Below are 25,250 nucleotides of genomic sequence, written 5' to 3'. Positions count from 1 at the left end.
ATCGCAAGATCGCGACGTAGATTTTTCCACGCAACAAAGCGAGACGAACAACAAGGAGAAGCGCGTGGTTGGGCGGCAGCGCATAGACCGCGTTCGGCGCCAGTACAATCAATGGGTCGCCAACCAGACGCTCGAGGACTATGCGCTGCGCTTCACCGCCAAGAGCGCGCGACGCTGGTCGGCGCTGCGGGTCGCCAACACCGCGCTCGGCGCCATCTCGTTCCTCGCGCTGGAAGCGATCGGCGGCACCATCACGCTGAATTACGGCGTCACCAACGCCACCGCGGCGATCCTCGTCGTCAGCGTGATCATCTTCTGCTGCGGCCTGCCGATTGCCTATCATGCAGCCAGGTGTGGCGTCGATATAGACTTGCTCACGCGTGGCGCCGGATTCGGCTATATCGGATCGACGATCACGTCGCTGATCTATGCCTCATTTACGTTCATCTTCTTCGCGATCGAGGCTGTTATTCTCGCCAAGGCGCTGGAGCTATGCTTCGGCCTGCCGCTGGCATTGGGCTATCTGTTCAGCGCCGTGGTGATCATTCCACTGGTGACGCACGGCATCACGCTGATCAGCCGGTTTCAGCTCTGGACCCAGCCGTTCTGGATCCTGCTGCACATCCTGCCGTTCGCGGCGATCGCGATCAAGAGTCCGGAATCCTTCGCGGGCTGGACCGAATTCGCCGGCGCGCACGGCAGCCCCGACGGGCATCTCGACCTGCTGCTGTTCGGCACCGCCGCCTCGGTGGTGTTCGCGCTGGTGGCGCAGATCGGCGAGCAGGTCGATTTCCTGCGCTTCCTGCCGCGCGACCGCCGCACCTCCAAGGCGGCGTGGTGGACGGCGATGATCAGCGCCGGGCCGGGCTGGATCGTGCCGGGCGCGATCAAGCTGCTGGCCGGCTCGTTCCTGGCCTATTTCGCGCTGAGCCACGGCCTCGACATGGAGGATGCGGCGGAGCCGTCGCATATGTATCGCGAGGCGTTCCGCTACGTGCTGGCGCAGCCGGAACTCGCTCTGGCGCTGACCGGCGCGTTCGTGATGCTGTCGCAGATCAAGATCAACGTCACCAATGCCTATGCGGGCTCGATCGCCTGGTCGAACTTCTTCTCGCGGCTGACCCACAGCCATCCCGGCCGCGTCGTCTGGCTGGTGTTCAACGTGCTGGTGGCGCTGCTGCTGATGGAGATCGGCGTCTACAAGGCGCTGGAACAGACGCTGGCGCTGTATTCCAACGTCGCGATCGCCTGGGTCGGCGCCCTGGTGGCGGATCTGGTCATCAACCGGCCGCTGGGCCTGCGGCCGCGGCAGATGGAATTCAAGCGCGCGCATCTCTACGACATCAACCCGGTCGGCGTCGGCTCGATGGCGATCGCCACGGTGATGTCGATCACCGCGTTCTACGGCGTGTTCGGGCCGACCGCGAAGGCGCTGGCGCCGTTCGTGGCGTTGCTGGTGGCGTTCGTCACCGCGCCGGCGATCGCGATCCTCACCCGCGGCCGGTTCTATATCGCGCGCAAGCCGAAGCGTTCGTGGCAGAACCTGCCGGCGATCAAGTGTTGCATCTGCGAGCATTCGTTCGAGCCCGAGGACATGGCGCATTGCCCGGCCTATGCGGGGCCGATCTGCTCGCTGTGCTGCTCGCTCGACGCCCGCTGCCACGATCTGTGCAAGCCGCACGCGCGGTTCGACGCGCAGTTCGCCGACACGCTCGGCAAGCTGCTGCCGCAGCGCGTCCATGCGCTGCTCAATTCGCAGGTTGGGCACTATCTCAGCGTCTTCATGGTGTCGGCGGGGCTGGTCGGCCTGACGCTGATGATGATCTATCTGCAGGCCGCACCCGCCACCGACGCGCAGCAGATCCTGCTGGCGGAAATTCTCTGGAAGCTGTTCTTCGCACTGACGATCATCATCGGCGTGGTGACCTGGCTGTTCGTGCTGGCGCGGCAGAGCCGGCAGGCCGCCGAGGCGGAGACGCGGTGGCAGACCACGCTGCTGATGCAGGAGATCGACGCGCATCGCCAGACCGACGCCGAGCTGCAGCGCGCCAAGGAGGTCGCCGAATCGGCCAATCTCGCCAAGAGCCGCTACGTCGTCGGCCTCAGCCACGAGCTGCGCTCGCCGCTCAACGCCATCAGCGGCTACGCGCAATTGCTCGAACAGGACGCCAGCCTGCCGCCGCGCCCGCGCGACCAGATTCGGCTGATGCGGCGCAGCGCCGATCACCTCTCCGGGCTGATCGACGGGCTGCTGGATATTTCCAAGATCGAGGCCGGCCGGCTGTATCTGTCGCGCGACGAGGTGCGGTTCGGCGAGTTCCTGGATCAGCTCGTCGGCATGTTCCGGCTGCAGGCGGCCGCCAAGGACGTCGACTTCGTGTTCAAGCGCCCGCAATATCTGCCGCCGGTGGTCTATGCCGACGAAAAGCGGCTGCGCCAGGTGCTGATCAACCTGCTGTCCAACGCGATCAAGTTCACGCAAGAAGGCAGCGTGCATTTCATCGTGCATTATCGCAACCCGGTGGCCGAGCTCGAAGTACGCGACACCGGGCCGGGCATCCACGCCGACGACCTCGAGCGGATCTTCGCGCCGTTCGAGCGCGGCGCGCTCGGCGTGTCGCAGCCGCACACCGGCACCGGGCTCGGGCTGACGATCAGCAAGCTGCTGGCCGGCGTGATGGGCGGCGATCTCAGCGTCACCAGCACGCTCGGCCAGGGTTCGACCTTCCGCGTCAAGCTGCTGTTGTCGGAGGTCACCAATCCGACCCGCACCCGCGCCATCCGGGCGCCGATCCTCGGCTATCACGGCCCGCGCAAGACCATCCTGATCACCGACGACGACCCGGCCCAGCGCAATCTGCTGCAGGAATTGCTGGCGCCGCTCGGCTTCATCGTGCTCAGCGCGCCGGACGGCTACACCTGCGTCAGTCTCGCCGAGCACTGCCAGCCCGATCTGTTCCTGCTCGACATCTCGATGGCCGGGATGGACGGCTGGACGGTGGCCGAGACGTTGCGCACCAACGGCCATCACCACGCCCGCATCCTGATGGTGTCGGCGAGCGCGATCGAGGCGCACGGCGCGCCGCTGGCGCAGCCGTTCCACGACGGCTATCTGATGAAGCCGGTCGACATCCCGCGGCTGCTCGAACAGATCGGCCAGTTGCTCAAGATAGAATGGATCTACAAAGGCCAGACGCCCGAGACGCCGGCGGCGAGCGGCGATATGCAGAGTCCGCCGATGCAGCACGTCGAGGAATTGATCGAGCTCGGCAAGATCGGCTACATCCGCGGCATCGAATCCAAGCTCGATCAGATCGACAACGACTATCCGGAATCGGGGACGTTCGTGTCGCAGATGCGCGCGCTGGTCGAGCAATTCGACCTCGACCAGTACATGAAGACCCTGAACACGCTGTATCGCCATGACCAATGATCTGAAAAAGCGCGATATCGTGCTCGTCGTCGACGACTCGCCGGAGACGCTGCGGATGCTGACCGACGCGCTCGACGGCGCCGGCATGACCGTGATGGTCGCGCTCGACGGCGCCGCGGCGATGCGGATCGTCGAGCAGATCACGCCCGACATCATCCTGCTCGACGCGATCATGCCCGGACTCGACGGCTTCGAGACCTGTCGCCGGCTGAAGCGCAATCCGGCGGTGTCCGACGTGCCGGTGATCTTCATGACCGGGCTCGCCGAAAGCGAACACATCGTCCGCGGCCTGGAGGCCGGCGGCGTCGACTACGTCACCAAGCCGATCGTGATCGTCGAAATGCTGGCGCGGATCCGCGTGCATCTCGGCAATGCGCGGCTGAGCCAGAGCGCGCGCGCCGCGCTCGACGTGTCGGGCCGCTTCCTGCTCGCGGTCGATCGCGTCGGCAAGGTGCTGTGGGCGACGCCGCAGGCGCAGAAGCTGCTCGCCGCCGACGGCGCCTCGGCCGAAGGCTTCCGGCTCGATCTGCCGAAGCCCTGGCTCGACTGGCTGGAGCAGGTGCACAGCGGCCTCGCCCAGCCGAAGACGCCGATGAAGGCATCATTGCTACGCAACGACGAATTGCGGCTGCAATATATGGGCAAACTCGGCCCCAATGAATTCCTGCTGCGGCTGGCGCGCGACACCTCGACCGAGTCGGCGACGGAGTTCAGCGCGGAGTTCGGCCTCACCAGCCGCGAAAGCGAAGTGCTGGCGTGGCTCGCCAAGGGCAAGACCAATCGCGACATCGCACAGATTCTGGGGCTCAGCCCGCGCACCGTCGACAAGCATCTCGAGCAGATCTACGCCAAGCTCGGCGTCGAGAACCGCACCGCGGCCGCAGCGATCGCCACCAGCGCCAGCCGGCGGGATTCCTGACCCAACGCGACACGCTGCGCCGCCGACGGACCAGAGCCGTTCTGTCTCCGATGGAATCAGATTGGCGTTCAGGGATACTCGCCGCAGGCACAACCTCATGGTGAGGAGGCGCGAAAGCGCCGTCTCGATCCATACGCCGCCGGCCATCATCTGTCGCCCCATCCTTCGAGACGCCCGGCTTCGCCGGGCTCCTCAGGATGAGGGGGCAGTGCATCTGGCAAGGGCCATACCGCTTCAATCAATCGATGAAACGCTCTGGCAGAATGACGTGCCGATTAGCGCGTGGCCGACCGCAGCCTGCGGCGGCCGCCGGCCTGCGTTTCGATCTCGGCGTTGAGTTCGCCGCCCACCAGCACCACGATCGCGGTCATCCACATCCAGATCATCAAGCCGATGGCGGCGCCGAGCGAGCCGTAGGTGGCGTCGTAATTGGCGAAATTGCCGAGGTAATAAGACAGCAGCGCCGAACCGACGATCCAGGTGATCGTCGCGAACACACAGCCCGGCAGCACCCAGCGCCATCGCGGCGTGTCGCGATCGGGCGCGTGGCGATACAGCACCGCCAGCCCGGCGAAGGTGAGCAGCGCCAGCAGCGGCCAGCGACCGTAGCCGATCAGCACCGCGCCCTGGCCCTCCATCCCGATCATCGACAGCGCGATCGGAGTCGCGATCACCAGGCCGATCGCCGACAGCACCGCCACGAGGGCACCGATGGTGAAGCCCAGCGACACCGCGTTGAGCTTGATGAAGCTGCGGCTCTCCTGCTTGTCGTAGACCACGTTCAGCGCGTCGATCACCGCCTTGACGCCGCCATTGACGCTCCACAGCGCCAGCGCGAGGCTGGACAGGAACGCCACTCCGAGCCTGGTTTCGCCATTGGCGAGGACGCGGCTGACCTGATCCTCGATCACCGAATAGGTCCCCTCCGGCACGACGGCGGCGAGTTGCTGAAGATGCGCCCTGATGGTTTCGCCGTTGGTGAACAGCGCGTAGGACGACACCAGTGCGGTGATGCCGGGAAACAGCGCCAGCAGCCCGTAGAACACCACGCCCGCGGCCACCAGCAGCAGCCGGTCGTCGTTGATGCGCTCATAGGTGCCGCGCAAGAAGCCCTTCCACTGCAGGCGCAGGATCGAAAGCGGAGACGCCCCGCGAATTGGCGGCGCCGAAGGATCGGGTGTCTCTGCCGGCGATCCGTCAGCGCCGCGAGGTGGTTCGGACCCCGCCGGAGGCAGCCGGGACCCGTGCTTCAAACCGGATGTGCGAGTTTCGGAGCGGGCGTCGCCGCCGACGACTCCGCGAACAGCGCCTGCGGCCGCGACCAACGCCAGTGAAGCGAAAAATCCAGACCGCGTTGTCGTCATTGGTTGTCACTCACCCGTAGCAGCTCACTCGTGACGAGTTCGCTCCATCCCGACGGTTCGCGGCCGGCGGCGGCTGTCGAACGGCGATGAGCGGCCGGGGTCTCTCCGGCCGCCTGCCGTGCAGCTCAGTGCGTCTTGCTGTCCTGCCAACGCTCCAGGTCCGGCTTGTCGGGCGACGGCTGGGAGGTGGTCTGCGAACTCTGGTTCGGCTTGTTCCAGGGCTCCTTGGTGCCGCTCTTCATCGCGTCGCCGGGTCGGTCCGAGGGCGCCTTGTCGTCGGTATCTGCCATGATCATTCCAGACGCAGATTGTCTTCGGCCGCATCCGCCACGCGCTTGGCTTTCTGGCCGACCTCGCCGGCGGCGGACATCACGCCCTCGGGCGTCAGACCCTGTCGCCGCGCTTCCTCGGTCGCGGCATCGACCGCATCGCGCGCCGCGGCGCTGACCCGCTCCTGGGCGTGATCCACGTAGCCGCGCGCCTGCGCCTTGAACTCGTCGCTGGTTTCGCCGAACAGCTCCGCCTCGACCTTGGTGGACGGCAGCGACGCCGCGATCCCCGCGCCGATCGCCACGCCCAGCGCGCCGAGCATCAGCGGCTGCTCGTTGAACAGATCGGTCATACGGGTTCGCGCCGCGCCGAACAGCTCGGCCCCGGTTTCCGGAATCTGCCGTCCGAAATCGCTGGCGCGGTCGAGTGCGGCAGCGCCGCTGTCTTGGACACTATGCATCGCACTGGCGGCGCGCTCGCCGACATCGGCGACGGTTTCGCTGACGCGATCCCTGACGTCGTGCATCGCTGCACGTCCGGCATCGATCACACCCGACGCCGCGTCGGGGACACGATCGAGCCCGGTGCTGTGCGCCAAGCTCGCGGCGCGCTCTTTGGCTTTGCCGCCGGTGAACAGCCACAGCACACCCATGCCGATCAGCGCCGTCGACACCGGGTTGCGACGCATGGCGTCGCCGAGATCGTGAATGAAGGGCATCACTTTGCCCTGATCGGATCGATCGTTCACTGGACCATCTCCTTCGCCGCGACCTTGTCGCGCTGCAATTGCTCGATCGTCATGTTCGGCTTCAGCGAATCGGGCGACAACCGGCTGAAACCGATGCCGATCAGCGCCGCGGCGACCACGATGGTGCCGCCGCCCGTGATCAGAAAAGCGACCGACTGCGAAAATCCGTTCTCGACCAGCAGCGCGGCGAGCGCGAACAGCAGCACGACAAGACCGGGGATCAGGATCACCGCCCCCGCCCCCATCATCGCCGCTGCTCGCCCGACCTGGCCGACCTTGTCGGCCATCTCGGCGCGGGCGAGATCGAACTCGTTGCTGATCAGCTTGGCGAACTGATTGAACGCATCGCCGAACAGCTCGGGAATCGATCGATTATTTGGTGAAGTCATCACGATATCTCCGGTTGTCGTCGTCCGCGGCGGCGTCGGCCGAGGTCGCACGATAGGACGGCTCCGCGTCCGACGACGAACTCTTCAGGAAGCGCACCGCGCCGAACCCCGCGAGCACCGCAATGCCGAGAAACGCGGTGGGCTGCCGGCGGGCGAAATCCTGCACACCTTGCACCAGATCGGAAATATCTCCGCGCTGCACGGTATCGGAAATCTCCTCGACCTTGCTGGCCGCCTTGCGCATGTAGACGCCGGCGATCGGCATGTCGTTGTCGAACTCCCGCGACGCACGCCGGATGGCGTCGGCGATGCCGCCGATGTAATCGGCCCCGGCCTCGCGCTGTGCGTTGGCGCGTTCCTTGATCGTCTCGCCGGCTTCGGAGGCGAACTCCCTGGCGGCGCCGGCCAGATCTTCGGCCTTGGCGCGCGCGGCGTCGACCGATTCTTCAGCAAGACCCACGACCCGGTCCTTGATGCCGCGCCCCGCGTCCGTTGCCTGACCCGCCATGGTCTCTGCTTCCTTCTTTACCGCCTTCACCGGCTGCGACCGCGTGCCGCCAGCGCCATTCCCTGTCTTCTCGAACTGTTCGGCCATGATTGGATCTCCGTCCCTGTCTCTCAATGCTTGTTCTGCGATGGTGCCTCGAAGGTCGAGACCGCGGCATCGGCAACCTTGCGGGCGCGGTCGCCGAGATCGTGAACCTGTCCGCCGATATTCTCGCGCGTCAGCCCCTCGTCTTCGGCGGCATTGACCGCGCTCTCATAGACCTCGCGGCCCTTCTGCTTCACCGCGCCGACGGCGCGCGTCGCCGTTTCCTCGGCCTGCTCGCGCATCCGACGGCTGGCGCCGCCGAACATCTGCTTCTCGGCGCGCAGTCGCGGGATCGCACTGGCGATCAGGCCGCCGATGATGAGGCCGGCGCCGGCGACGAGCAACGGATGGGCGCTGACAGTTTCGGTAAAGGTCTTTCCGGCGCGCTGGCCCATGTCGGCAGCGCGATCACGCGCGCGCGCGGCGGCGTGCAATCCCGCATCGGCAGTCTCACCGACTTTGTCGCGGAGCCGGACGGCCGCATCCGTCGCGCTCTCGCGCATCGATGTGGCGGTGTCCCGGACCGAGGCGGCAGTGTCGCGCAGCGTATCCGTCACGGCGCCCGCGATCCCGGCCCCGCGGTTGGCGACGTCGTCCACCTCGCCCGCGAAAGCCCCGCCGGCTGCCGCCGCGGTTCGGCCGAGTTCGTCGGTCTGCGACGAGACGGTGCGGCCGAATTCCTCGCCCTTGTGCTTCAGCTCTGCGGCCGTTGTCGACGCGGCCCGCCGAAATTCATTGGCCCGGCTGCTGGCCGCTTCGCCCGCGGCCTGCAGCGCGCCGGTCGCGTAATCTCTGGCGGCCTCGACGGTGTCGGCCGCATCGGCGCCGAAGGCACGGGCCTGGCGTTCGACGTCACCGGCGAGATCGACCGCCGCGTCAGACGCGCGCTGCGTCAATTGCTGGCCCGACTTGGTGCCGGCGAGATACAGGCCGGCGCCGACCATCAGCACCGGGGTCGGAATCGCGCGAACGATCTTCCACAGCGGATAGGCCAGCGTCGCGCCGACCGCCACGGCCTGCACCGGATTGTTGCGGATGCTGTAGCTGACCTTGTCGGCCAGATCCTCGCCGCGGGTCTTGATGTAGCTGGTGACGTCGTCCTTGATCGCCTGCGGCGAGTAGCGCTCGCGCAGATCGGTCGCGGTGTCGGCCACGGTCGCCCGCAATTCGCCGACGGTTTCCGTCAATCCAGCCCGGGCGCGTTCGGTATCGCGTCGGATCTCGTCCAGGGTTCGAGCGTCGTGCGCCATCGGTTCCTCCAGAAGTTGTGAGCGTCCAACTCGATAGAGCTGGCGATGTTCCTCAGTCGCGGTACATTCATCACTTCAAATGGCCCCCCGCGGCCGGAAGCGGAAGACGCCGCCCTCGGCTGGTGCGACGAAATATCTCCTATCCTCTCCGCTCCGTCCGGCAACCCCGCAGGGCGTAGCGCGCTCCCGCGACCCGCCCGAGGTTTCGATGTCCCTCCGGGGCCGAACTTCGCTACAAGGTTGATGGTCCTGACCGCCGACTCGGCGATCGGGCACATCAATCGGGCCGACCGGGCGACCCCGGCTGAAGCCAAATAAGGGGGAAATGCATGGCGCTTCACGACTTCACCCTGGGCGACGTCTATCGCCGCAACGCGGCGCTGTTTCCGGACCGAACCGCCTTCATCTTCGATGGCGTCCACATCACCCACCGCGATTACCTCGCCCGGATCGAGCGGCTGGCCGCCGGCCTGCTGCACGCAGGCGTCCAGCCCGGCGACCGTGTTGCAATCCTGTCGCAAAACTGCCCGGAGATGGTCGAGCTGATCGGCGCGGTGGCGCTGATCGGCGCGATCCTACTGCCGGTGAACTATCGGCTCAACGCCGACGAGATCGCCTTCGTGCTCGGCGACGGCGCGCCGACCGTACTGATCGCGGGCGCCGACTATCGCGACATCGTCGCCGGGCTGCAGCCGTCGCTGGCAAGCGTTAGGCGCAGCTTCGCGATCGGCGCCGATCCCGGCCCGTTCGCGCCGTTCGCCGAGCTCGCGTCGGACGACGCCTTCGTGCCGCCGGATGTCGCCGCCGCCGACGGCTTCGTCATCATCCACACCGCCGCGGTCGGCGGCAAACCGCGCGGCGCGCTGATCTCGCAGGGCAATCTCTTGATCGCGCAGAGCTCGCTGATCGACGCATGGCGGCTGACCGAAGCCGACGTCAATCTCGGCATGCTGCCGCTGTTCCACGTCACCGGCCTCGGCCTAATGCTGACGCTGCAGCAGGCCGGCGGCGCCAGCGTGATTTCGGAGAAGTTCGATCCGGCGCAGGCGGCGCGCGACGTCGAGGCGCACCGGGTGACGATAATGGCCGAGTTCGCGCCGATGCTCGGCAACATTCTCGACCAGGCGCAACCGGAGCAATTGCACAGCCTGCGCGCGGTGACCGGCCTCGACACGCCGCAGACGATCGAGCGGTTCGAAGCCACCTGCCCCAATGCGACGTTCTGGGCGACCTTCGGCCAGTCCGAAACCTCCGGCCTGTCGACCTTCGCGCCGTATCGCGACCGGCCGGGATCGGCGGGCCGGCCGCTGTTCTGGCGCAGCGTCGCGGTGGTGGATGCCGAGGACCGGCCGCTGCCCGCGGGCGAGGTCGGCGAGATCGTGCTGCGCGGCCCGACCGTGTTCAAAGGCTACTGGAACAACGAGGCGGCGACCCAGCACGCCTTCCGCAACGGCTGGCACCATACCGGCGACATGGGGAAGTTCGACGCCGACGGCTATCTGTTCTACGCCGGCCGCGCGCCCGAGAAGGAACTGATCAAGACCGGCGGCGAGAACGTCTATCCGGCCGAGGTCGAAGGCGCGCTGAAGCAGCATCCGGCGATCGCCGACGCCGTGGTGATCGGCGTGCCCGATCCGCAATGGAGCGAGGCGATCAAGGCGGTGTGCGTCTGCAAACCCGGCCAGAGCATCGACGCCGCGACGCTCGCCGATTTCGTCGGCTCGCTGATCGCGCGCTACAAGAAGCCCAAGCACGTGGTGTTCGTCGACGCGCTGCCGAAAGACGCCAAGGGCGCGATCGACCGCGCTGCGGTGAAGGCCGCGCACGGCGGCACGTAGCAGCCACTAATCTCCGCACGACCTCGTCCTGAGGAGCGCGCCGTCCGGCGCGCGTCTCGAAGGACGGGCGACACCATCTCATCCTTCGAGACGGCCGCTACGCGGCCACCTCAGGATGAGGTGACGTGTCGTCGCGCGAGAGTCACCGCAGCGAGAAATTCACCGGCACGGTGAAACTGGCCGAGGGCTGCGTCATCTCCGGCGGGAACGACGGCAGCGGCTGGGCGCGGCGGATCATCGCCAGCGTTTCGGCGTCGAGCGCGGTGTGGCCAGAGGAACGCGCCAGCCGGCTGCCGAGCACCTCGCCGTGGCGGCCCACAGTGAATTTCAGCATCGCGGTGCCGGTCTCGCCCGCGGCCTTCGACGACGACGGATATTGCTTGAAGCGCGCCAGATGCGCGGCCAGCCGATCGCGATAGGACGGCAGCGCGGCGGCCGCCGCGGCGCGGCCGGCGTTCGGCGACGATTGCAACGCGGCCTGACGCTCGGCTTTTGGCGCGGCCGTGGTGCGCGGCGCCGGCGGCTCGCGCGTGGCCCGCTTCGGCTCGGTGCGCTCCGGCTTGCGCTTCGGCTGAGCGCGCTTTACCGGCTCGCTTGTCTGCGGCTCCGCCTTGGCGGCGACCGGCGGCGTCTCGGCCGGCGGCGGCAGCACGACGTCGGGCGTCGGCGCGACAGGCAACGGCTCGGCCTGCTGCGCGGCGATCGGCTTCACCGGCTCCGGCGGCGACGGCTCGGGCTTCGGCTGATCCTGCGCGACCGGCTCCGGCGCAGCCTTCGCCTGCTGCATCTGCGGACCCGGCGCGAGATCCTGCGGCTGCACGGCGGGCGCAGACGGCGCCGGCGCCATGTCGACCATGATCGCCGGAATCTCGACGCCGGGCGGCGACGCCTGCTGATACCAGGCGACCGCGGCGACGATCAGCCCCAGATGTGCGGCGACGATGGCGGCGGCCGACAGCGCCCATTGCGAGGCGCGGCCCTTGTCGGTCGGCTCGTGGAGCGCGAACGCGTTCATGGCGCGTCCCGGCCGTCGAGGCCGACCAGCGCGATCTTGAGATAGCCGGCGTTGCGCAGCAGATTCATCACCGCCATCAGCTCGCCGTAGCTCACCGCCTTGTCGGCGCGCAGAAAGATGCGCTCGTCCTTGTTGTTGTTCGTCGCGCTGTGCAGCGCGCCGTCGAGCGCGTCGCGGGCGATGATCGTTTCGCCGATCGCCAGCGTCAGGTCGGATTGCACCGTGAGATACACCGGCTTGTCCGGACGCGGCTGCGGCGCAGCCGTCGAGGCAGGCAGATCGACGCCGAGATCGACGGTGGCGAGCGGCGCTGCGACCATGAAGATGATCAGCAGCACCAGCATCACGTCGATGAACGGCGTGACGTTGATCTCGTGCGCGACGGCGAGATCGTCCTCGGCGCCCTGCCGCCGCCTCGCGCCGAGCCGCACGCCCATCGTCTAGCCTCCGCGCGCCATCAGCCGCGCCGAGCGGCCGCGATCGCGGCTGACCAGCAGCAGCACCTGCGCCGAGGCGTCGCCGAGCAGCGCGCGATAATTGGCGATTCCGCGGACCAGATAGTTGTAGATCACCACCGCCGGCACCGCGGCGACGAGGCCGAGCGCGGTGGCGAGCAGCGCCTCGGCGATGCCCGGCGCCACCACCGCCAGATTGGTGGTGTGCGCTTCCGAGATGCCGATGAAGGCATTCATGATGCCCCACACCGTGCCGAACAGGCCGACGAACGGCGCCACCGCGCCGATGGTCGCGAGAATGCCGGTTCCGCGCGTGATCTTGCGCGACATCGCAGCCTCGACCCGCTCCAGCCGCAGCGCCACGCGTTCCTTGAAATCATCGTCGAAGGTCCAGCCGGACAGGCTCGCCTCGCGCGCCGCGCTCTGCACCAGTTGCGCCACCGCGTCGCGTGCCTCCTCCGGGCTGCGCAGTTCGGCCAGCGTGACGTCGGCTTCGAGCTTCGCCAGCCCATCGCGGGCGCGCGCCGTCTCGCGGCGCAGTTCGAGCGTCTTCGACAGCCACACCGTCCAGGTCGCGAGCGAAGCGACCACGAGGCCGGCCATCACCACTTGCACGACGATGTCGGCGTTCGTGAACATGCCCCAGGGCGACAGGTCGCGCGGCAGGTTCGCCAGCGCATCCGCCGCCTCGGCCCCTGCGGGCACGATCAGCAGCACCGCCCCGGCCACAATGCCGAGCGATGCGGAGCGGCGGATCATCGGGGGAACGTGGAACTGCGGCATATCCACTTTCGGCTGGGAAACGCTCTGGACGCGCGACCTATCGCACGGATCGCCATGGCGAAAAAATCAAATCTGGCCGGCGCTTGCCGGCGCGCCCAACGCCCTTCGCACAATCACGCGGCGCGCGGTTTGTTCTGCCTCAAAGCCGCGCAGCCGGCCGGAAGCCGTCGAAAATCCGCCCAGCGGCCGTCCGCAGACGCCGCGTCGCGGAATATGCGCGCTCCACCGCGCCAGATGATGTTTGCGGTCGCCGCAGCGAGCTGCCAGACTAAGCGTCAACAGCACCGGCACCAACGCCGGCACAACAAGAAAAGGGAGGACGCATGGGCGGCTTCGAGACGATCCTGGTCGAGCGGCCGGATCCGGCGGTCGCGCGAATCGTGATGAACCGCCCCGAGGCGCGCAACGCGCAGAACCTGCAGATGACCTACGACCTCAACGCCGCGTTCGACGACGCGGTGCAGGACGATTCTGTGAAGGTCATCATCCTCGCAGGCGCCGGCCCGCATTTCTCCGCCGGCCACGATCTGCGCGCGCATACCAGGAACGAAGCCGGCGTCGACTTTCCGCCGATCGGGAGCTGGGGCGGCTTCCGAGAGCCGGGCGCGCATGGGCGAATGGCGCGCGAGCAGGAGATCTATCTGCAGATCACAAGGCGCTGGCGCAATCTCGCCAAGCCGATGATCGCCGAAGTGCACGGCAAGTGCATCGCCGGCGGGCTGATGCTGGCCTGGGCCTGCGACCTGATCGTCGCCGCCGACTCGGCCGAGTTCTGCGATCCGGTGGTAACGATGGGCGTGTGCGGCGTCGAATGGTTCGTGCATCCCTGGGAGCTCGGCCCGCGCAAGGCCAAGGAGCTGCTGTTCACCGCCGACAGCTGGAGCGCGCAAGACGGCTATCAGCTCGGCATGGTCAATCATGTGGTGCCGGCCGCCGAACTATCCGCCTTCACCCTGGCGCTCGCCCAGCGCATAGCCGCCAAGCCCGCCTTCGCGCTGAAGATGACCAAGGAAGCGGTCAACCGCTCGGTCGATATTCAAGGCCAGCCGGCCGCGATCGATCAGGCGTTCGCGCTGCATCAGCTTTGTCACGCTCACAATCTGCAGGAGTTCGGAATGATCGTCGACCCAATGGGACTGCATCCGTCGGTGCGCAACCAAGTGAAGGTGTAGCGATGGATCTCACGCCCAGTGACGAACAGCGGCTGCTGCGCGAAAGCGCCGACCGTTTCATCAATGAGACCTACACGACGAAGCTGCGCGAGCAGAACGCCAGGGAGCCGTTCGGCTTCAGCGAAGCGATCTGGAAGCAGTTCGCGGATCTCGGCTGGCTGGCGCTGCCGATCGCCGAGGAACACGGCGGCATCGGCGGCGGCGCGATCGAGGTCGGCATCCTGATGGAAGCGTTCGGCCGCGGTCTCGTCAGCGAACCCTATCTGTCGACCGTGGTGCTCGGCGCAGGCCTCGTCGCCGCGCACGGCCGCGCCGAACAGAAGGCGGCGCTGCTGCCGCAGGTCGCCGAGGGCACGCTGCGGCTCGCCTTCGCGCATGCCGAACGCGCCGCGCGCGCAAACCTGTCGCGCGTCGACACCACCGCCCGCAAGGACGGCGACAACTACGTCCTCGATGGCGCCAAGGTCGCGGTGCTGGACGGCGCGGCCGCCGATCAGCTGATCGTCTCGGCGCGGCTGGCGAACAACGGCAGCGGTTCGCTGCGGCTGTTCCTGGTGCCGCGCGACGCGCCGGGACTGGCGCTCGCCGACTATCCGCGACTCGGCGGCGGCCGGGCGTGCAATCTGACGCTGCAAGGCGTCCGCGTCCCAGCCGACGCGATGCTCGGCGCTGACGGCGATGCCTATCCGGCGGTCGAGACCGTCGTGGATCGCGCTCTCGCCGCGATGTCCGCCGAAGCCGTCGGGATGATGCAGACGCTCACCGACAAGACCCTCGACTACACCAAAGTTCGAAAACAGTTCGGCCGGCCGCTCGCGGCCAACCAGGTGATCCGCCATCGCCTCACCGACATGTCGGTGCAGGTGGATGAAGCCCGCTCGATGGCGCTGCGCGCGGCGCTGAAGGCGGAAGCGGACGCCGCCGAGCGCGGCCGCGCCGCTTCGGGCGCCAAGGCCAAGATCGGTAAGGGCGCGCGCTTCGTCGCCGAGCAGTCGGTGCAACTCCACGGCGGCATGGGGGTCACCGAGGAGCTCGACGTCGGCGGCTATTTCAAACGACTGTTGGCGTTCGAGACGCTGTTCGGCGGCAGCACGTATCATTATCGCCGCCACGCCGCGCTCAGCGGCCGCTCCCTCTAACGCAAGCGAGGCATCGACATGGACATGACCTTCGGCGATTCCGAGCTCGCCTTTCAGCAGGAAGTCCGCGACTTCATCGCCGCCAATCTCACCCCCGACATGAAGCGCGCGGAGTCGCTCAACGCCTCGGTGTTCTCGGAACCCGAGACCGGCGTGCCGTGGCAGCGCGCCCTCAACGCCAAGGGCTGGGGCGCGCCCGGCTGGCCGGTCGAACATGGCGGCACCGGCTGGACGCCGGCGCAGCGCTGGATTTTCGAGACCGAATGCGCCCATGCGGGCGTGCCGTCGCCAACGCCGATGGGCGTCAAGATGGTCGGCCCTGTCATCATCGGCTTCGGCTCGCCGGAACAGAAGAACTACTTTCTGCCGCGGATTCTGTCCTGCGAGGATTACTGGTGCCAGGGCTATTCGGAGCCCGGCTCGGGCTCCGACCTGTCGTCGCTGAAGACCCGCGCGGTCCGCGACGGCGACGAATACGTCATCAACGGCACCAAGATCTGGACCACCCACGCCCACAACGCCAACATGATGTTCGCGCTGGTGCGCACCAGCGACGAGCCGCGGCAGCAGGACGGCATCAGCTTCGTGCTGATCGACATGAAGAGCCCCGGCATCACCATCCGGCCGATCCTGACGATCGGCGGCGATCACGAGGTCAACCAGGTGTTCTTCGACGAAGTCCGGATTCCGGCGTCGAACCTCGTCGGCGAGGAAGGCAAGGGCTGGACCTACGGCAAGTATCTGCTCGAATTCGAGCGCGGCTCCGGCATCGCCTCGGCGAAGCTCCGCAAAGCGCTGCACCGGACGGCAGCGCTCGCCGAGTCGGAGGCGACCGGCCGGGCGATCGAGGACCAGGACATCGCGATCCGGATGTCGGAGGCCGAGGTCGATATCGACGCGCTGGAAATGACCGAGCTGCGGGTGCTCTCGGCGCTGCAGAACGGCCAGAACCCCGGCGCGGTGTCGTCGATCCTCAAGCTGCGCACCAGCGAGATCTACCAGGCGGTGAGCCGGCTCGGCGTCGACGTGATCGGCACCGACGGCCTCTATGTCGAACCGACCCGCCCGCTGCACCGGCTCAACGCGCCGCCGGCGATTCCCGAGGACGAACTCGCCGTGATGCCGACACACCTCAACGGCCGCGCCTACACCATCTTCGGCGGCACCTCCGAGATCCAGCGCGACATCATCAGCAAGCTGGTGCTGGGGCTGTAGGCAGCAATCACTCCCCATCCGTCATGGCCGGGCTTCGTCCCGGCCATCCACGAATGGGCCGTCGCAACCGCAGCAAGACGTGGATGGCCGGGACGAGCCCGGCCATGACGGATTCAGCGCCTTGGAATGCCTCCTCGATTGATCGATTCGATGCGACCTTTCCGGAGGCACTGCACCCTCATCCTGAGGAGCCCGGCGCAGCCGGGCGTCTCGAAGGATGAGGCCACGGGTGCCTGCGGCCCATGGTTCGAGACGGCGCTGCGCGCCTCCTCACCATGAGGTCTTGCAGGTGGCACAGGCTCCGGATCTTTGAATCTGGTCGGCCAAAAGCACAGCTACTTCTGGCTCAAATATTCCGCTGATCCTTGACCCGCACCGCCTTGCCCTGCGAGCGCGGGACGTCGCCCGGGGACTTCACCACCACCTTGCAGGTCACGCCGATCAGCGACTTGATGTGATGCGTCACCTCGGCCGCCTTCTTGGCGAGTGCCGCCTCGTCGCGCGGGGCGTCGGGGGCGATCTCGACTTCGACCGTCATGGCGTCGAGCGCCTTGTCGCGGGTCAGCACGATCTGGTAGTGCGGCGCGATGCCGGGGAAGCCCACCAGCACGGCCTCCACCTGCGACGGATAGACGTTGACGCCGCGGATGATCAGCATGTCGTCGTCGCGGCCGGTGACGCGCATGATGCGGACGTGGGTGCGGCCGCAGGCGCAAGGCTCGGTCGACAGGCTGGTGATGTCGCGGGTGCGATACCGGATCATCGGCAGCGCTTCCTTGGTCAGCGTGGTGATCACCAATTCGCCGACCGACCCCATCGGCAGCACCTCGAGCGTTTCCGGATCGATGGTCTCGAACAGGAAGTGATCCTCCCAGCCGTGCAGACCGTTCTGCGCCACCGCGCATTCGCAGGCGACGCCGGGGCCCATGATTTCCGACAGGCCGTAGACGTCGATCGCCTTGATGCCGAGCCGGGCTTCGAGGTCGCGCCGCATCGCGTCGGACCACGGCTCGGCGCCGAACACGCCGATCCGCAGCGGCGCAGCGCGCAGATCGACGCCCATCTGCTCGGCGACTTCGGCGATGTTGAGCGCATAGGACGGCGTGCAGCACAGCACGTTGGCGCCGAAATCGGTCATCAGCGTGACCTGCCGCTCGGTGCCGCCGCCGGAGATCGGCACCACGGTGCAGCCGAGCCGCTCGGCGCCGTAATGCGCCCCTAAGCCGCCGGTGAACAGGCCGTAGCCATAGGCGTTGTGGACGATGTCGTCGGGCGAAACCCCGGCGCCGACCAGCGACCGCGCCATCAGGTCGGCCCAATTGTCGAGGTCGGTCCGGGTGTAGCCGACCACGGTTGGCTTGCCGGTGGTGCCCGACGAGGCGTGGATCCGCGGCAATTGATTGCGCGGCACCGCGAACATCCCGAACGGATAGTTGTCGCGCAGGTCGGTCTTCTTGGTGAACGGAAACTTGGCGATATCCGCGAGCGAAGCCAGGTCCGCCGGCTTCACGCCGGCTTCGTCGAACGTCCGGCGATAATGCGGCACGTCGCGATAGGCCCGCTCGACGATTCGGCGCAGCCGCTCGAACTGCAGCGCCGCGAGCTGCGACCGCGGCATCGTCTCGATCGCGCGGTCGTGCATGTAGACGGCGGGTTCACGCAATGCGGGCTGAGCGCTCATCAAAACGATCCTTTGTCTGAAAATCAGGAGGCCGCCGCGACCACCGGCGCCTTGGCGAGGTCGTAGCCGGCTGCCAGCGCGTCCATGTTGAGATCGAGAAAGCCGCGGGGCGAACTCGCGCGCACCACCTGCTCGACCGATTTGTGCTTGCACAGCCCGGTCAGTTCGATCAGCACGCCGAGCGCGACGATGTTGGTGACGCGTTCGCTGCCGAGTTCGATCGCAGTGCGGCTGAGCGGCAGGCGATGCGGCTGGACGTCGCCGTCCGGCAGCTCCGGGCACAGCCTCGTATCGGCGATCACCAGCGCGCCGGCTTTCAGCCGCGGCCAGGACGGCTTGATGGCGATCTTGTCGAGCAGCACCAGATAATCGAAGGCGATCGGCAGCGGATAGTCGACCTCGCCGTGGGCGACGACCAGGTCGGCGTTGCAGAAGCCGCCGCGCGAGGTCGGCTCGTAGGTCTGCGACTGCGCGACGTGGCGGCCTTCCAGCGCCAGCGCGTCGGCCAACAGCTTGGCGCTGAGCACCAGCCCCTGCCCACCGGTGCCACCGAAGCGCAGTTCGATCCGGGATTTCGGCATCGTCTCGCTCCTGTTACTTGGCCGCACGCGCGGCGGCGGCGGCGCGCAACGCCGCGCCGTATTCCGGCCGGGTGTTGCGGGTGAGAATGCCGGTCGGCAGATCGGTCGAGCGGAACGGTTCGTCGACGCTGTCGCGATAGGCCGAGGGGCGCATCTCGCTCTTCTGCCGCAGCACCATTTCGGACGACGAGCCCATGTCGTTCTTGCGTCCGTAGACTTCGGTGCAATCCGACAGCACCTCGATGAAGGCGAAGCCGGGATGCTGCAGCCCGTCTTTGATCAGTTCCTTCAGCTTCGGCACGTGGCGCGTCACTTCGCGGCCGACGAAGCCGGCGCCGGCGGCGGTCGCCAGCGCGCAGGCATCGAAATTCGGCTCGCTGTTGCCGTGCGGCGTGGTGGTGGTGAGCCGCGTCTCCGACGTCGTCGGCGACACCTGGCCGCCGGTCATGCCGTAGATCTCGTTGTTGAGCATCAGGCAGGTCAGCTTGAGATTGCGCCGGCAGGCGTGGATCAGATGATTGCCGCCGATCGCCAGGCAATCGCCGTCGCCGGTGATCACCACGACATGCAGGTCCGGCCGCGCCAGCGCGAGGCCGGTGGCGTAGGCCAACGGCCGGCCGTGGGTGGTGTGAAACGTGTTGGCGTCGATGTAGGCCGACAGCCGCCCGGCGCAGCCGATGCCCGACACCACCGCGAGTCTGTCGCGGTCGATCTTCAATTCGTGCAGCGCCCAGAGCAGCGCGCGCAGCGCCATGCCGTGGCCGCAGCCGGGGCAGAGGAAATGCGGCATCATCTCCTTGCGGAGATAATCGCGGACGTCGAAATGCGGCGCGTCGCGGAACATTTCAGACCCCCGTGGCGAGTTTGGTGGCGGCGGCTGCGATCTGCGCCGGCGTGATCGGCTCGCCGCTGATCAGATGCAGGCCTTCGACGCGGCGATCGCGGAGCTGGCGTTCGATTTCGAGCCGGAGCTGGCCGATGTTGAGCTCGGGCACCAGGATCGCCTTGGCGGTCTTGGTCGCCTCGCGCAGCGCGATCTCCGGGAACGGCCACAGCGTGATCGGGCGGAACAGACCGACCTTGTGGCCGTCAGCGCGGCAGGCATCGACCGCGCGGCGCGCGGCGCGGGCGCTGATGCCGATCGCGACGATCACCACGTCCGCATCCTCGCAGCGCACCGCCTCATAACTGTCGATCAGGTCGCGATGCTTCTCGAGCTTGGCATACAGCCGGCCGAGATTGCGCGTCACCGTTTCCGGGTCCTGGCTCGGAAAGCCGCTCTCGCTGTGCGTCAGGCCCGTCGTGTGCGTGCGATAGCCGTCGCCGGGGCGCGGCATCGGCGGCACCCCATCGTCGCCGGCCGCGTAGGGCTTGTAGCTGTCGCGCGGGCCGCTCGCCCATTTGCGCGTGGCGTGCACCGGCGGACGGCCGCCGAGCGCCACCGTTTCCGACGACTGCGCGATCACCTGGTCGTACAGCAGCACGACTGGCGTGCGGCAGATCTCGGCGAGGTCGAAGGCGCGGATGGTCTCGTCGTAGATCTCACGCGCCGAGGCCGGCGCCAGCACGATGATCGGATAGTCGCCATGGCTGCCGTAGCGGGTCTGGAAGATATCGGCCTGCGATGGCCGCGTCGGCATGCCGGTCGAGGGGCCGCCGCGCATCACGTTGACGATGACGCAGGGAATTTCCGCGCCGGCCGCGTAGCCGATGTTCTCCTGCTTCAGCGAGAAGCCGGGGCCCGAGGTCGCGGTCAGCGCCTTGACGCCGCCCATCGAGGCGCCGATCACCGCGGCCATCGCGGCGATCTCGTCTTCCATCTGCACGAACACGCCGCCGGCCTTCGGCAGCAGCACCGACAGCCGCTCGGCGATCTCGGAGGACGGCGTGATCGGATAGCCGGCGAAGAAGCTGCAGCCGGCGTCGATCGCGCCCTGGGCACAGGCGGCGTTGCCGGACAGCAGCTTGGCGGCGGACCTGGCGTGCGAGCGATCGATCGCGTTCATCGCGCGGCCTCCATCACGGCAGCTTCGGTGTCGAGATGGACGCGGATGGCAAAATCCGGGCACAGCCATTCACAGAGACGACACCCGGTGCATTTTTCCGGCGCGGTCATTTCAACGATGCGGTCGGCGTTCAGCGTCAGACACCGCTCGGGGCAGAGCTTGACGCAGATCTCGCAGCTCTTGCACCACGCGTCGGTGATCTCGAGCCGCGCCGCATAATGCGCGTGCACAGGCGCAGGCCTCGTCGCGTCATCGCCGGCCGGCGGCGCGGTCTTGGCCTCGGCGATCCAGTTGCGGCCGAGTTCGAACGCGGCGCTGTTCACCGCGATGGTCTTCTTCGGCACGAAGCTGGTGACCGTCTTCTCCCACTCGGGCAGCGCGAATTCGAGCACGGTCGACAGCGCGCCGAGCAACACGACATTGGCGGCGCGGTCGTTACCGAGCTCTTCGGCCATCCGGGTCGCGTCGATCGCATAGGCCTCGGAGACATAGGCCGAGACCTGCTCGGCGGTCTCGGTGGAGTAACGCAGCGGCGCGCCCAGCCGGCGGTTGAGGCAGGCGAAGGGCGGCACGATGCGCTTGGTGTCGCAGATGAACACGCCGGTCTCGCGCTTCAGATGCGGCAGCCAGCGCAGGCCCTCGGCCCACTCCAGCGCGATCAGCACGTCGGCCTCGCCTTTGGCGATCGTCGGCGACCACACTTTCGGCCCGAAGCGGACGTGGCTGAACACCGCGCCGCCGCGCTTGGCCATGCCGTGCACTTCGCTCTGCTTGACCTCGAAGCCGTGCGCCTGCGCCAACGCGGCCAGCACCTTCGACACCATGATCACGCCCTGCCCGCCGACACCGACGATCAGCACGTTGAACGGCTCGGCCAGCGCCGCGTTGAACGCGACCGGCTCGCTGTCCGCATTCACGGCGACCTTGCTCTGCTCGTTCATGACGTCACCGCCGGGCTCGCGATCTTGATGCAGTCGATGGTGCAGACCTGGGCGCACAGCGTGCAGCCGATGCACAGCGCCGGATCGATCTTGACCCGGTGCCGGCCCTCGAACCATTCGTCGCTCCAGGTCAGCGCCGGGCAGCCGAGATTCATGCAGGACTGGCAGGCGGTGCACTCGCTGGCATTGATCTCCAGCGGCGGGCCCTTGATCTTGATCGGATCGAGCACGCAGGGCCGGTTCGAGATCAGCACCGCGACGCCGCGGTAGTTGATCGCCTCGCGCAGCGCCTGATGCGTCGCGGCGAGATCGTAGCTGTCGACCGTCTTGACCCATTGCACGCCGCAGGCGCGGATCAGCGCCTCGTAGTTGATCTGCGGCGCCGGATCCCCGCGCAGGGTCTTGCCCGTGCCGGGATGCTCCTGGCCGCCGGTCATCGCCGTGATGTGGTTGTCGAGCAGCATCACGGCGATATTGGCCTGATTGTAGACCGCGTCGATCAGCGCCGGAATGCCGGCATGCAGGAACGTCGAGTCGCCGATGGTGGCGACGATCGGCTTGGCCTCGCCGGCCTTGGCCATGCCGACGGCATTGCCGATCGACGAGCCCATCGACACGCAGGTGTCGATGCCGCGCAAGGGATCGAGCACCGCCAGCGTGTAGCAGCCGATGTCGCCGGCGACGCGGGCGCCGGAGGCGCGCACCGCCATGAAGCTCGACGTGTGCGGGCAGCCGGCGCACAGCACCGGCGGGCGCACGATCGGCTCAGGCACCCAGGCATTGAGCGACGGCGGCGCCGGCAGGATGCCGGCCTGCACCAGTCCGCCGCGCACCACTTCGGGCGAGAACTCGCCGGCGCGCGGGAAGAAGCGCTTGCCCTCGACCTTGATGCCGAGCGCGGCGATCTCCTTTTCGATCACCGGCTCCAGCTCCTCGACCACGAAAACGCGGTCGACCGAGGCGCAGAAGTCGCGCAGCAATTGTTCCGGCAGCGGCCAGGACGCGCCGAGCTTCAGCACGGTGGCGCTGGGCAGCACCTCGCGCACATAGGGATAGCAGGTGCCGGCGGTGACGATGCCGAAACTGCGGTCGCCGGCCTCCCATTGGGTGATCGCCGAGGCCGCGAAGTAGTCCTTCAGCTTGGCCTCGCGCTCCAGCACCACCAGATGGCGGGCGCGGGCGTGGGCCGGGATCATCACGTTCTTCGACGGCTGGTCGAGGAAAACGCGCGGTGGCATTTCGCAGCGCAGGCCGACCGACACGGTGCTGCGGGTATGCGACAGCCGCGTGGTGCTGCGCACGATCACCGGCGTGTCGAACTCTTCGGAAATGTCGAAGGCCAGCTTGGTGAATTCGTAGGCCTCCTGCGCGTCGCTCGGCTCCAGCACCGGCAGGGTCGCAAGCTGCGCGTAGATCCGGCTGTCCTGCTCGTTCTGCGACGAATGGATGCCCGGATCGTCGCAGACGATCAGCACCAGTCCGCCATTGACGCCGATATAGGCGAACGACATCAGCGCGTCGGCGGCGACGTTGAGGCCGACATGCTTCATCGCGCACAGCGCGCGACTGCCCGTGAACGACGCGCCGATCGCGACGTCGAGCGCGACCTTCTCGTTGGTCGACCATTGCGCGTGCAGATCCTCGGCCGGATAGGTCCCGAGGCTTTCGAGAATTTCGGTGCTCGGCGTGCCGGGATAGGCGGCGGCGACACGCACCCCCGCCTCCCAGGCGGCGCGCGCGATCGCTTCGTTGCCGGTCAGCGGACGCAGCTCTTTGGCGTCGCTTTTCAGCGCCGTCGCGGCTTGCCAAGGTGTGTGCATAACCAGCTCCCCCCAAGCGCACGCCGTGCCGGCGATCAGCTTTAAGGGGGTCTGTTTCCCAAATTTACCTTCCTTCGTATTTGCGCTAAGTCAACGGAGGTCGCGATCATGATCATCACTAAGTCCGCACACTAATCATCGCAGTGCGAAATTTTGTGCTGAGTCAATTCGGTGCGGCGCAACGAGAACTACAGCTACGCAAGAACAAATCGCAATACGACTGCTAATCGGTTGCAGTCTTGACTGACAGTGAGGACGGAATGACGACGGTCCCGGACAAGCATGTCGAAGCGCGGATGGCCCGGATCGAGGCCGCGGTGCAACGCATGCAGCTCTTCATCGTGATGGTGGTCGGCATCGTCGCCATCCTGTGGTGTCTCGATTTTGCCGTGCGGATCAATCCCGATCCGGATTCGCTCGCGTGGTTCTACGGCGGGCAGGCGGTCGGCGCGCTGATCGGCATGGCGATCGCCTTCGCCGTGGCGAAGCTGATCGGCTATCCGCTGGAGGTTCTGAAGCGCGCGTGACCCCGACGTGCGGCGCGCCCGCGCGACGTTTTTTCACGGCAGCGCCGCATCGGCAGCGGGGCCCATTTCGGCCTGAAAGCTGCTACAGTGTCGTCGGCGGATGGACGCCGCTGCGGGACGCAATGCCTCGAGTTTCCAAAAAAGTTGTGACCGCCCCGCGAGTTGCGGGACGCAAGGCGGTCGTGAAGCGCGCGTTCACGCCGGCGCGCAAGGGCGCATCGTCGGACGAGATCATTCTGGCGTCGCACAGCAGTACAACCGATGCGTTCAAGGCGGTTGCCCGCACGCTGGTCGGGTTGATGGCGGCGCAACAGCCCCCGGTGTCGGACCGCGATCCCGTCGGCGTGCATCAGATGCGGATCGCGCTGCGCCGGATGCGCGCCGCGATCGCGATCTTCGCCGATCTCGTCCACGGCCCCGAGGCCGAACGGCTCAAGACCGAGATGAAGTGGCTCACCGGACGGCTCGGACCGGCGCGCGACCTGCATCTGATGGACCTGAAACTGCGAGACATCAGCGATGTCGGATCCGCGGCGTTCAGAAAGCGGGTGGCTGCGGACCGCACCAGCGCGTTCGACACCGCGAGCCGGACGGTCGTCAGCAAGCGCTTCGACAAGCTGCTCGACGATCTGCAATCCTGGATCGACGCCGGCAACTGGGCCCAGGCTTCGAAGGACGTTCCGGAGTCCGCGAAGAAATTCGCCAGGCACGTGTTGTCGCACCGCGCCGACCGGCTGATCCGGAAACTCGACCGGCTCGACCAACTGGACGACGAGCAGCGCCACCGGGTCCGGATCGCGGCCAAGAAGCTCTACTACGCAACCGGCTTCTTCGAGAGCCTGTTCACCGGCCCCCACAGCGGCAAGCGGCTCGCCCGCTTCCGCAAGCACCTGAAAAAGCTGCTCGACGCGCTCGGCGCCCTCAACGATGCGGCGGTGCAGCGTGAGCTGGCGAGCCGCCCCGCGAACCAGCCGCGGCGCACCCCGACGGCCGATGCCACGGCGGCGCCGGATCTGGCGGCTGCCGACGACGAGGCCGCACGCAAGCAGATGAAGGCTGCGGTCAAGGCCGCGACCAAGCTCGCGGACTCGCCGCTTTTCGCTGATTGAGCA

General features: G+C 67.3%; 23 protein-coding genes. 8 read left to right on the top strand and 15 right to left on the bottom strand.

Features of this window, described 5'->3' with window-relative positions; all coding sequences use genetic code 11:
- Nucleotides 1-64 precede the first annotated feature (64 nt).
- Complete coding sequence (locus SR870_RS23115) at nt 65-3,433, top strand: ATP-binding protein (RefSeq protein ID WP_322515829.1); 3,369 nt, start codon at nt 65-67, stop codon at nt 3,431-3,433.
- Complete coding sequence (locus tag SR870_RS23110) at nt 3,423-4,352, top strand: response regulator transcription factor (RefSeq protein WP_322515828.1); 930 nt, start codon at nt 3,423-3,425, stop codon at nt 4,350-4,352. Before SR870_RS23115 ends, SR870_RS23110 begins: the two co-directional genes overlap by 11 nt.
- Nucleotides 4,353-4,627: 275 nt before the next feature.
- Here SR870_RS23110 and SR870_RS23105 read toward each other — a convergent pair whose 3' ends face one another.
- From SR870_RS23105 to SR870_RS23080, 6 genes are all read right to left on the bottom strand, one after another.
- Nucleotides 4,628-5,458 carry a YihY/virulence factor BrkB family protein gene (locus SR870_RS23105; protein WP_322515827.1) on the bottom strand — a complete coding sequence of 277 codons (831 nt, stop codon included), beginning with the start codon at nt 5,456-5,458 and terminating at the stop codon, nt 4,628-4,630.
- Nucleotides 5,459-5,841: 383 nt separating this feature from the next.
- Nucleotides 5,842-6,006: a hypothetical protein gene (locus SR870_RS23100; protein WP_322515826.1), complete on the bottom strand. Its 165-nt coding sequence runs from the start codon at nt 6,004-6,006 to the stop codon at nt 5,842-5,844.
- A 2-nt stretch (nt 6,007-6,008) separates the two neighbouring features.
- On the bottom strand, nt 6,009-6,734 hold the full coding sequence (locus SR870_RS23095) for a hypothetical protein (protein ID WP_322515825.1): 726 nt from the start codon (nt 6,732-6,734) through the stop codon (nt 6,009-6,011).
- Nucleotides 6,731-7,123: a phage holin family protein gene (locus tag SR870_RS23090; RefSeq protein ID WP_322515824.1), complete on the bottom strand. Its 393-nt coding sequence runs from the start codon at nt 7,121-7,123 to the stop codon at nt 6,731-6,733. Before SR870_RS23090 ends, SR870_RS23095 begins: the two co-directional genes overlap by 4 nt.
- Nucleotides 7,107-7,718, bottom strand: coding sequence for a hypothetical protein (locus tag SR870_RS23085; RefSeq protein WP_322515823.1), 612 nt, complete (start codon nt 7,716-7,718; stop codon nt 7,107-7,109). The genes SR870_RS23090 and SR870_RS23085 overlap by 17 nt, the downstream gene beginning before the upstream one ends.
- A 23-nt stretch (nt 7,719-7,741) precedes the next feature.
- On the bottom strand, nt 7,742-8,965 hold the full coding sequence (locus tag SR870_RS23080; protein WP_322515822.1) for a hypothetical protein: 1,224 nt from the start codon (nt 8,963-8,965) through the stop codon (nt 7,742-7,744).
- Between the two features lie 329 nt (nt 8,966-9,294).
- On the opposite strand from SR870_RS23080, the gene SR870_RS23075 reads away from it, so the two are divergent.
- Nucleotides 9,295-10,803: an AMP-binding protein gene (locus SR870_RS23075; RefSeq protein WP_322515821.1), complete on the top strand. Its 1,509-nt coding sequence runs from the start codon at nt 9,295-9,297 to the stop codon at nt 10,801-10,803.
- A 142-nt stretch (nt 10,804-10,945) separates the two neighbouring features.
- Here the strand turns inward: SR870_RS23075 and SR870_RS23070 are convergent, their stop codons facing one another.
- Genes SR870_RS23070 through exbB form a run of 3 tightly spaced genes read right to left on the bottom strand, consistent with a single transcriptional unit; the run spans nt 10,946 to nt 13,032 of the window.
- Entirely contained in the window at nt 10,946-11,818 is an 873-nt protein-coding gene (locus SR870_RS23070) for a TonB family protein (protein WP_322515820.1), read from the bottom strand.
- Complete coding sequence (exbD, locus tag SR870_RS23065; RefSeq protein ID WP_322515819.1) at nt 11,815-12,255, bottom strand: TonB system transport protein ExbD; 441 nt, start codon at nt 12,253-12,255, stop codon at nt 11,815-11,817. Before exbD ends, SR870_RS23070 begins: the two co-directional genes overlap by 4 nt.
- A 3-nt stretch (nt 12,256-12,258) precedes the next feature.
- Nucleotides 12,259-13,032, bottom strand: a complete 774-nt coding sequence (exbB, locus tag SR870_RS23060; protein WP_322515818.1) for a tonB-system energizer ExbB — start codon at nt 13,030-13,032, stop codon at nt 12,259-12,261.
- 347 nt (nt 13,033-13,379) lie between these two features.
- Between exbB and SR870_RS23055 the strand changes: the two genes are divergently transcribed.
- From SR870_RS23055 to SR870_RS23045, 3 genes are read left to right on the top strand one after another with little or no spacing between them, the layout of a single operon-like run.
- The gene (locus SR870_RS23055; protein ID WP_322515817.1) at nt 13,380-14,228 is read left to right on the top strand and encodes an enoyl-CoA hydratase; all 849 of its coding nucleotides are present in this window, start codon (nt 13,380-13,382) and stop codon (nt 14,226-14,228) included.
- 2 nt (nt 14,229-14,230) lie between these two features.
- Nucleotides 14,231-15,367 (top strand): acyl-CoA dehydrogenase, encoded by a 1,137-nt coding sequence (locus SR870_RS23050; RefSeq protein WP_322515816.1) that lies wholly within the window; start codon nt 14,231-14,233, stop codon nt 15,365-15,367.
- An 18-nt stretch (nt 15,368-15,385) separates the two neighbouring features.
- Complete coding sequence (locus tag SR870_RS23045; RefSeq protein WP_322515815.1) at nt 15,386-16,582, top strand: acyl-CoA dehydrogenase family protein; 1,197 nt, start codon at nt 15,386-15,388, stop codon at nt 16,580-16,582.
- Between the two features lie 346 nt (nt 16,583-16,928).
- Here SR870_RS23045 and SR870_RS23040 read toward each other — a convergent pair whose 3' ends face one another.
- From SR870_RS23040 to iorA, 6 genes are read right to left on the bottom strand one after another with little or no spacing between them, the layout of a single operon-like run.
- Nucleotides 16,929-18,263, bottom strand: a complete 1,335-nt coding sequence (locus tag SR870_RS23040; protein WP_322515814.1) for a phenylacetate--CoA ligase — start codon at nt 18,261-18,263, stop codon at nt 16,929-16,931.
- A gap of 23 nt (nt 18,264-18,286) precedes the next feature.
- Nucleotides 18,287-18,844: a 2-oxoacid:acceptor oxidoreductase family protein gene (locus SR870_RS23035; RefSeq protein ID WP_322515813.1), complete on the bottom strand. Its 558-nt coding sequence runs from the start codon at nt 18,842-18,844 to the stop codon at nt 18,287-18,289.
- Between the two features lie 13 nt (nt 18,845-18,857).
- The gene (locus tag SR870_RS23030) at nt 18,858-19,688 is read right to left on the bottom strand and encodes a thiamine pyrophosphate-dependent enzyme (protein ID WP_322515812.1); all 831 of its coding nucleotides are present in this window, start codon (nt 19,686-19,688) and stop codon (nt 18,858-18,860) included.
- Nucleotide 19,689: 1 nt separating this feature from the next.
- Nucleotides 19,690-20,850 carry a 2-oxoacid:acceptor oxidoreductase subunit alpha gene (locus SR870_RS23025; RefSeq protein ID WP_322515811.1) on the bottom strand — a complete coding sequence of 387 codons (1,161 nt, stop codon included), beginning with the start codon at nt 20,848-20,850 and terminating at the stop codon, nt 19,690-19,692.
- Nucleotides 20,847-21,791, bottom strand: a complete 945-nt coding sequence (locus tag SR870_RS23020; protein ID WP_322515810.1) for a 2-oxoacid:acceptor oxidoreductase family protein — start codon at nt 21,789-21,791, stop codon at nt 20,847-20,849. The genes SR870_RS23025 and SR870_RS23020 overlap by 4 nt, the downstream gene beginning before the upstream one ends.
- Nucleotides 21,788-23,611 carry an indolepyruvate ferredoxin oxidoreductase subunit alpha gene (gene iorA, locus SR870_RS23015; protein ID WP_322515809.1) on the bottom strand — a complete coding sequence of 608 codons (1,824 nt, stop codon included), beginning with the start codon at nt 23,609-23,611 and terminating at the stop codon, nt 21,788-21,790. The genes SR870_RS23020 and iorA overlap by 4 nt, the downstream gene beginning before the upstream one ends.
- Nucleotides 23,612-23,871: 260 nt before the next feature.
- Here iorA and SR870_RS23010 point away from each other — a divergent pair, with 260 nt between their 5' ends.
- Both SR870_RS23010 and SR870_RS23005 read left to right on the top strand, forming a co-directional pair.
- Nucleotides 23,872-24,138, top strand: coding sequence for a hypothetical protein (locus SR870_RS23010; RefSeq protein ID WP_322515808.1), 267 nt, complete (start codon nt 23,872-23,874; stop codon nt 24,136-24,138).
- Entirely contained in the window at nt 24,033-25,247 is a 1,215-nt protein-coding gene (locus SR870_RS23005; protein WP_322515807.1) for a CHAD domain-containing protein, read from the top strand. Before SR870_RS23010 ends, SR870_RS23005 begins: the two co-directional genes overlap by 106 nt.
- The last annotated feature ends 3 nt before the right edge of the window (nt 25,248-25,250 follow it).

Origin of the sequence: Rhodopseudomonas palustris, assembly GCF_034479375.1 — a bacterium.
GTDB classification, from domain to species: Bacteria; Pseudomonadota; Alphaproteobacteria; order Rhizobiales; family Xanthobacteraceae; genus Rhodopseudomonas; species Rhodopseudomonas palustris_M.
This window is presented reverse-complemented; position numbering and strand designations above follow the sequence as displayed.

Coding starts and splice junctions, on each gene's coding strand:
- SR870_RS23070 (WP_322515820.1), bottom strand. CDS start 11,818: ATGAACGCGTTCGCGCTCCACGAGCCGACCGACAAGGGCCGCGCCTCG.
- SR870_RS23050 (WP_322515816.1), top strand. CDS start 14,231: ATGGATCTCACGCCCAGTGACGAACAGCGGCTGCTGCGCGAAAGCGCC.
- SR870_RS23020 (WP_322515810.1), bottom strand. CDS start 21,791: ATGAACGAGCAGAGCAAGGTCGCCGTGAATGCGGACAGCGAGCCGGTC.
- iorA (WP_322515809.1), bottom strand. CDS start 23,611: ATGCACACACCTTGGCAAGCCGCGACGGCGCTGAAAAGCGACGCCAAA.
- SR870_RS23090 (WP_322515824.1), bottom strand. CDS start 7,123: ATGACTTCACCAAATAATCGATCGATTCCCGAGCTGTTCGGCGATGCG.
- SR870_RS23030 (WP_322515812.1), bottom strand. CDS start 19,688: ATGTTCCGCGACGCGCCGCATTTCGACGTCCGCGATTATCTCCGCAAG.
- SR870_RS23100 (WP_322515826.1), bottom strand. CDS start 6,006: ATGGCAGATACCGACGACAAGGCGCCCTCGGACCGACCCGGCGACGCG.
- SR870_RS23075 (WP_322515821.1), top strand. CDS start 9,295: ATGGCGCTTCACGACTTCACCCTGGGCGACGTCTATCGCCGCAACGCG.
- SR870_RS23040 (WP_322515814.1), bottom strand. CDS start 18,263: ATGAGCGCTCAGCCCGCATTGCGTGAACCCGCCGTCTACATGCACGAC.
- SR870_RS23025 (WP_322515811.1), bottom strand. CDS start 20,850: ATGAACGCGATCGATCGCTCGCACGCCAGGTCCGCCGCCAAGCTGCTG.
- SR870_RS23045 (WP_322515815.1), top strand. CDS start 15,386: ATGGACATGACCTTCGGCGATTCCGAGCTCGCCTTTCAGCAGGAAGTC.
- SR870_RS23010 (WP_322515808.1), top strand. CDS start 23,872: ATGACGACGGTCCCGGACAAGCATGTCGAAGCGCGGATGGCCCGGATC.
- SR870_RS23110 (WP_322515828.1), top strand. CDS start 3,423: ATGACCAATGATCTGAAAAAGCGCGATATCGTGCTCGTCGTCGACGAC.
- SR870_RS23055 (WP_322515817.1), top strand. CDS start 13,380: ATGGGCGGCTTCGAGACGATCCTGGTCGAGCGGCCGGATCCGGCGGTC.
- SR870_RS23035 (WP_322515813.1), bottom strand. CDS start 18,844: ATGCCGAAATCCCGGATCGAACTGCGCTTCGGTGGCACCGGTGGGCAG.
- SR870_RS23085 (WP_322515823.1), bottom strand. CDS start 7,718: ATGGCCGAACAGTTCGAGAAGACAGGGAATGGCGCTGGCGGCACGCGG.
- SR870_RS23080 (WP_322515822.1), bottom strand. CDS start 8,965: ATGGCGCACGACGCTCGAACCCTGGACGAGATCCGACGCGATACCGAA.
- exbB (WP_322515818.1), bottom strand. CDS start 13,032: ATGATCCGCCGCTCCGCATCGCTCGGCATTGTGGCCGGGGCGGTGCTG.
- exbD (WP_322515819.1), bottom strand. CDS start 12,255: ATGGGCGTGCGGCTCGGCGCGAGGCGGCGGCAGGGCGCCGAGGACGAT.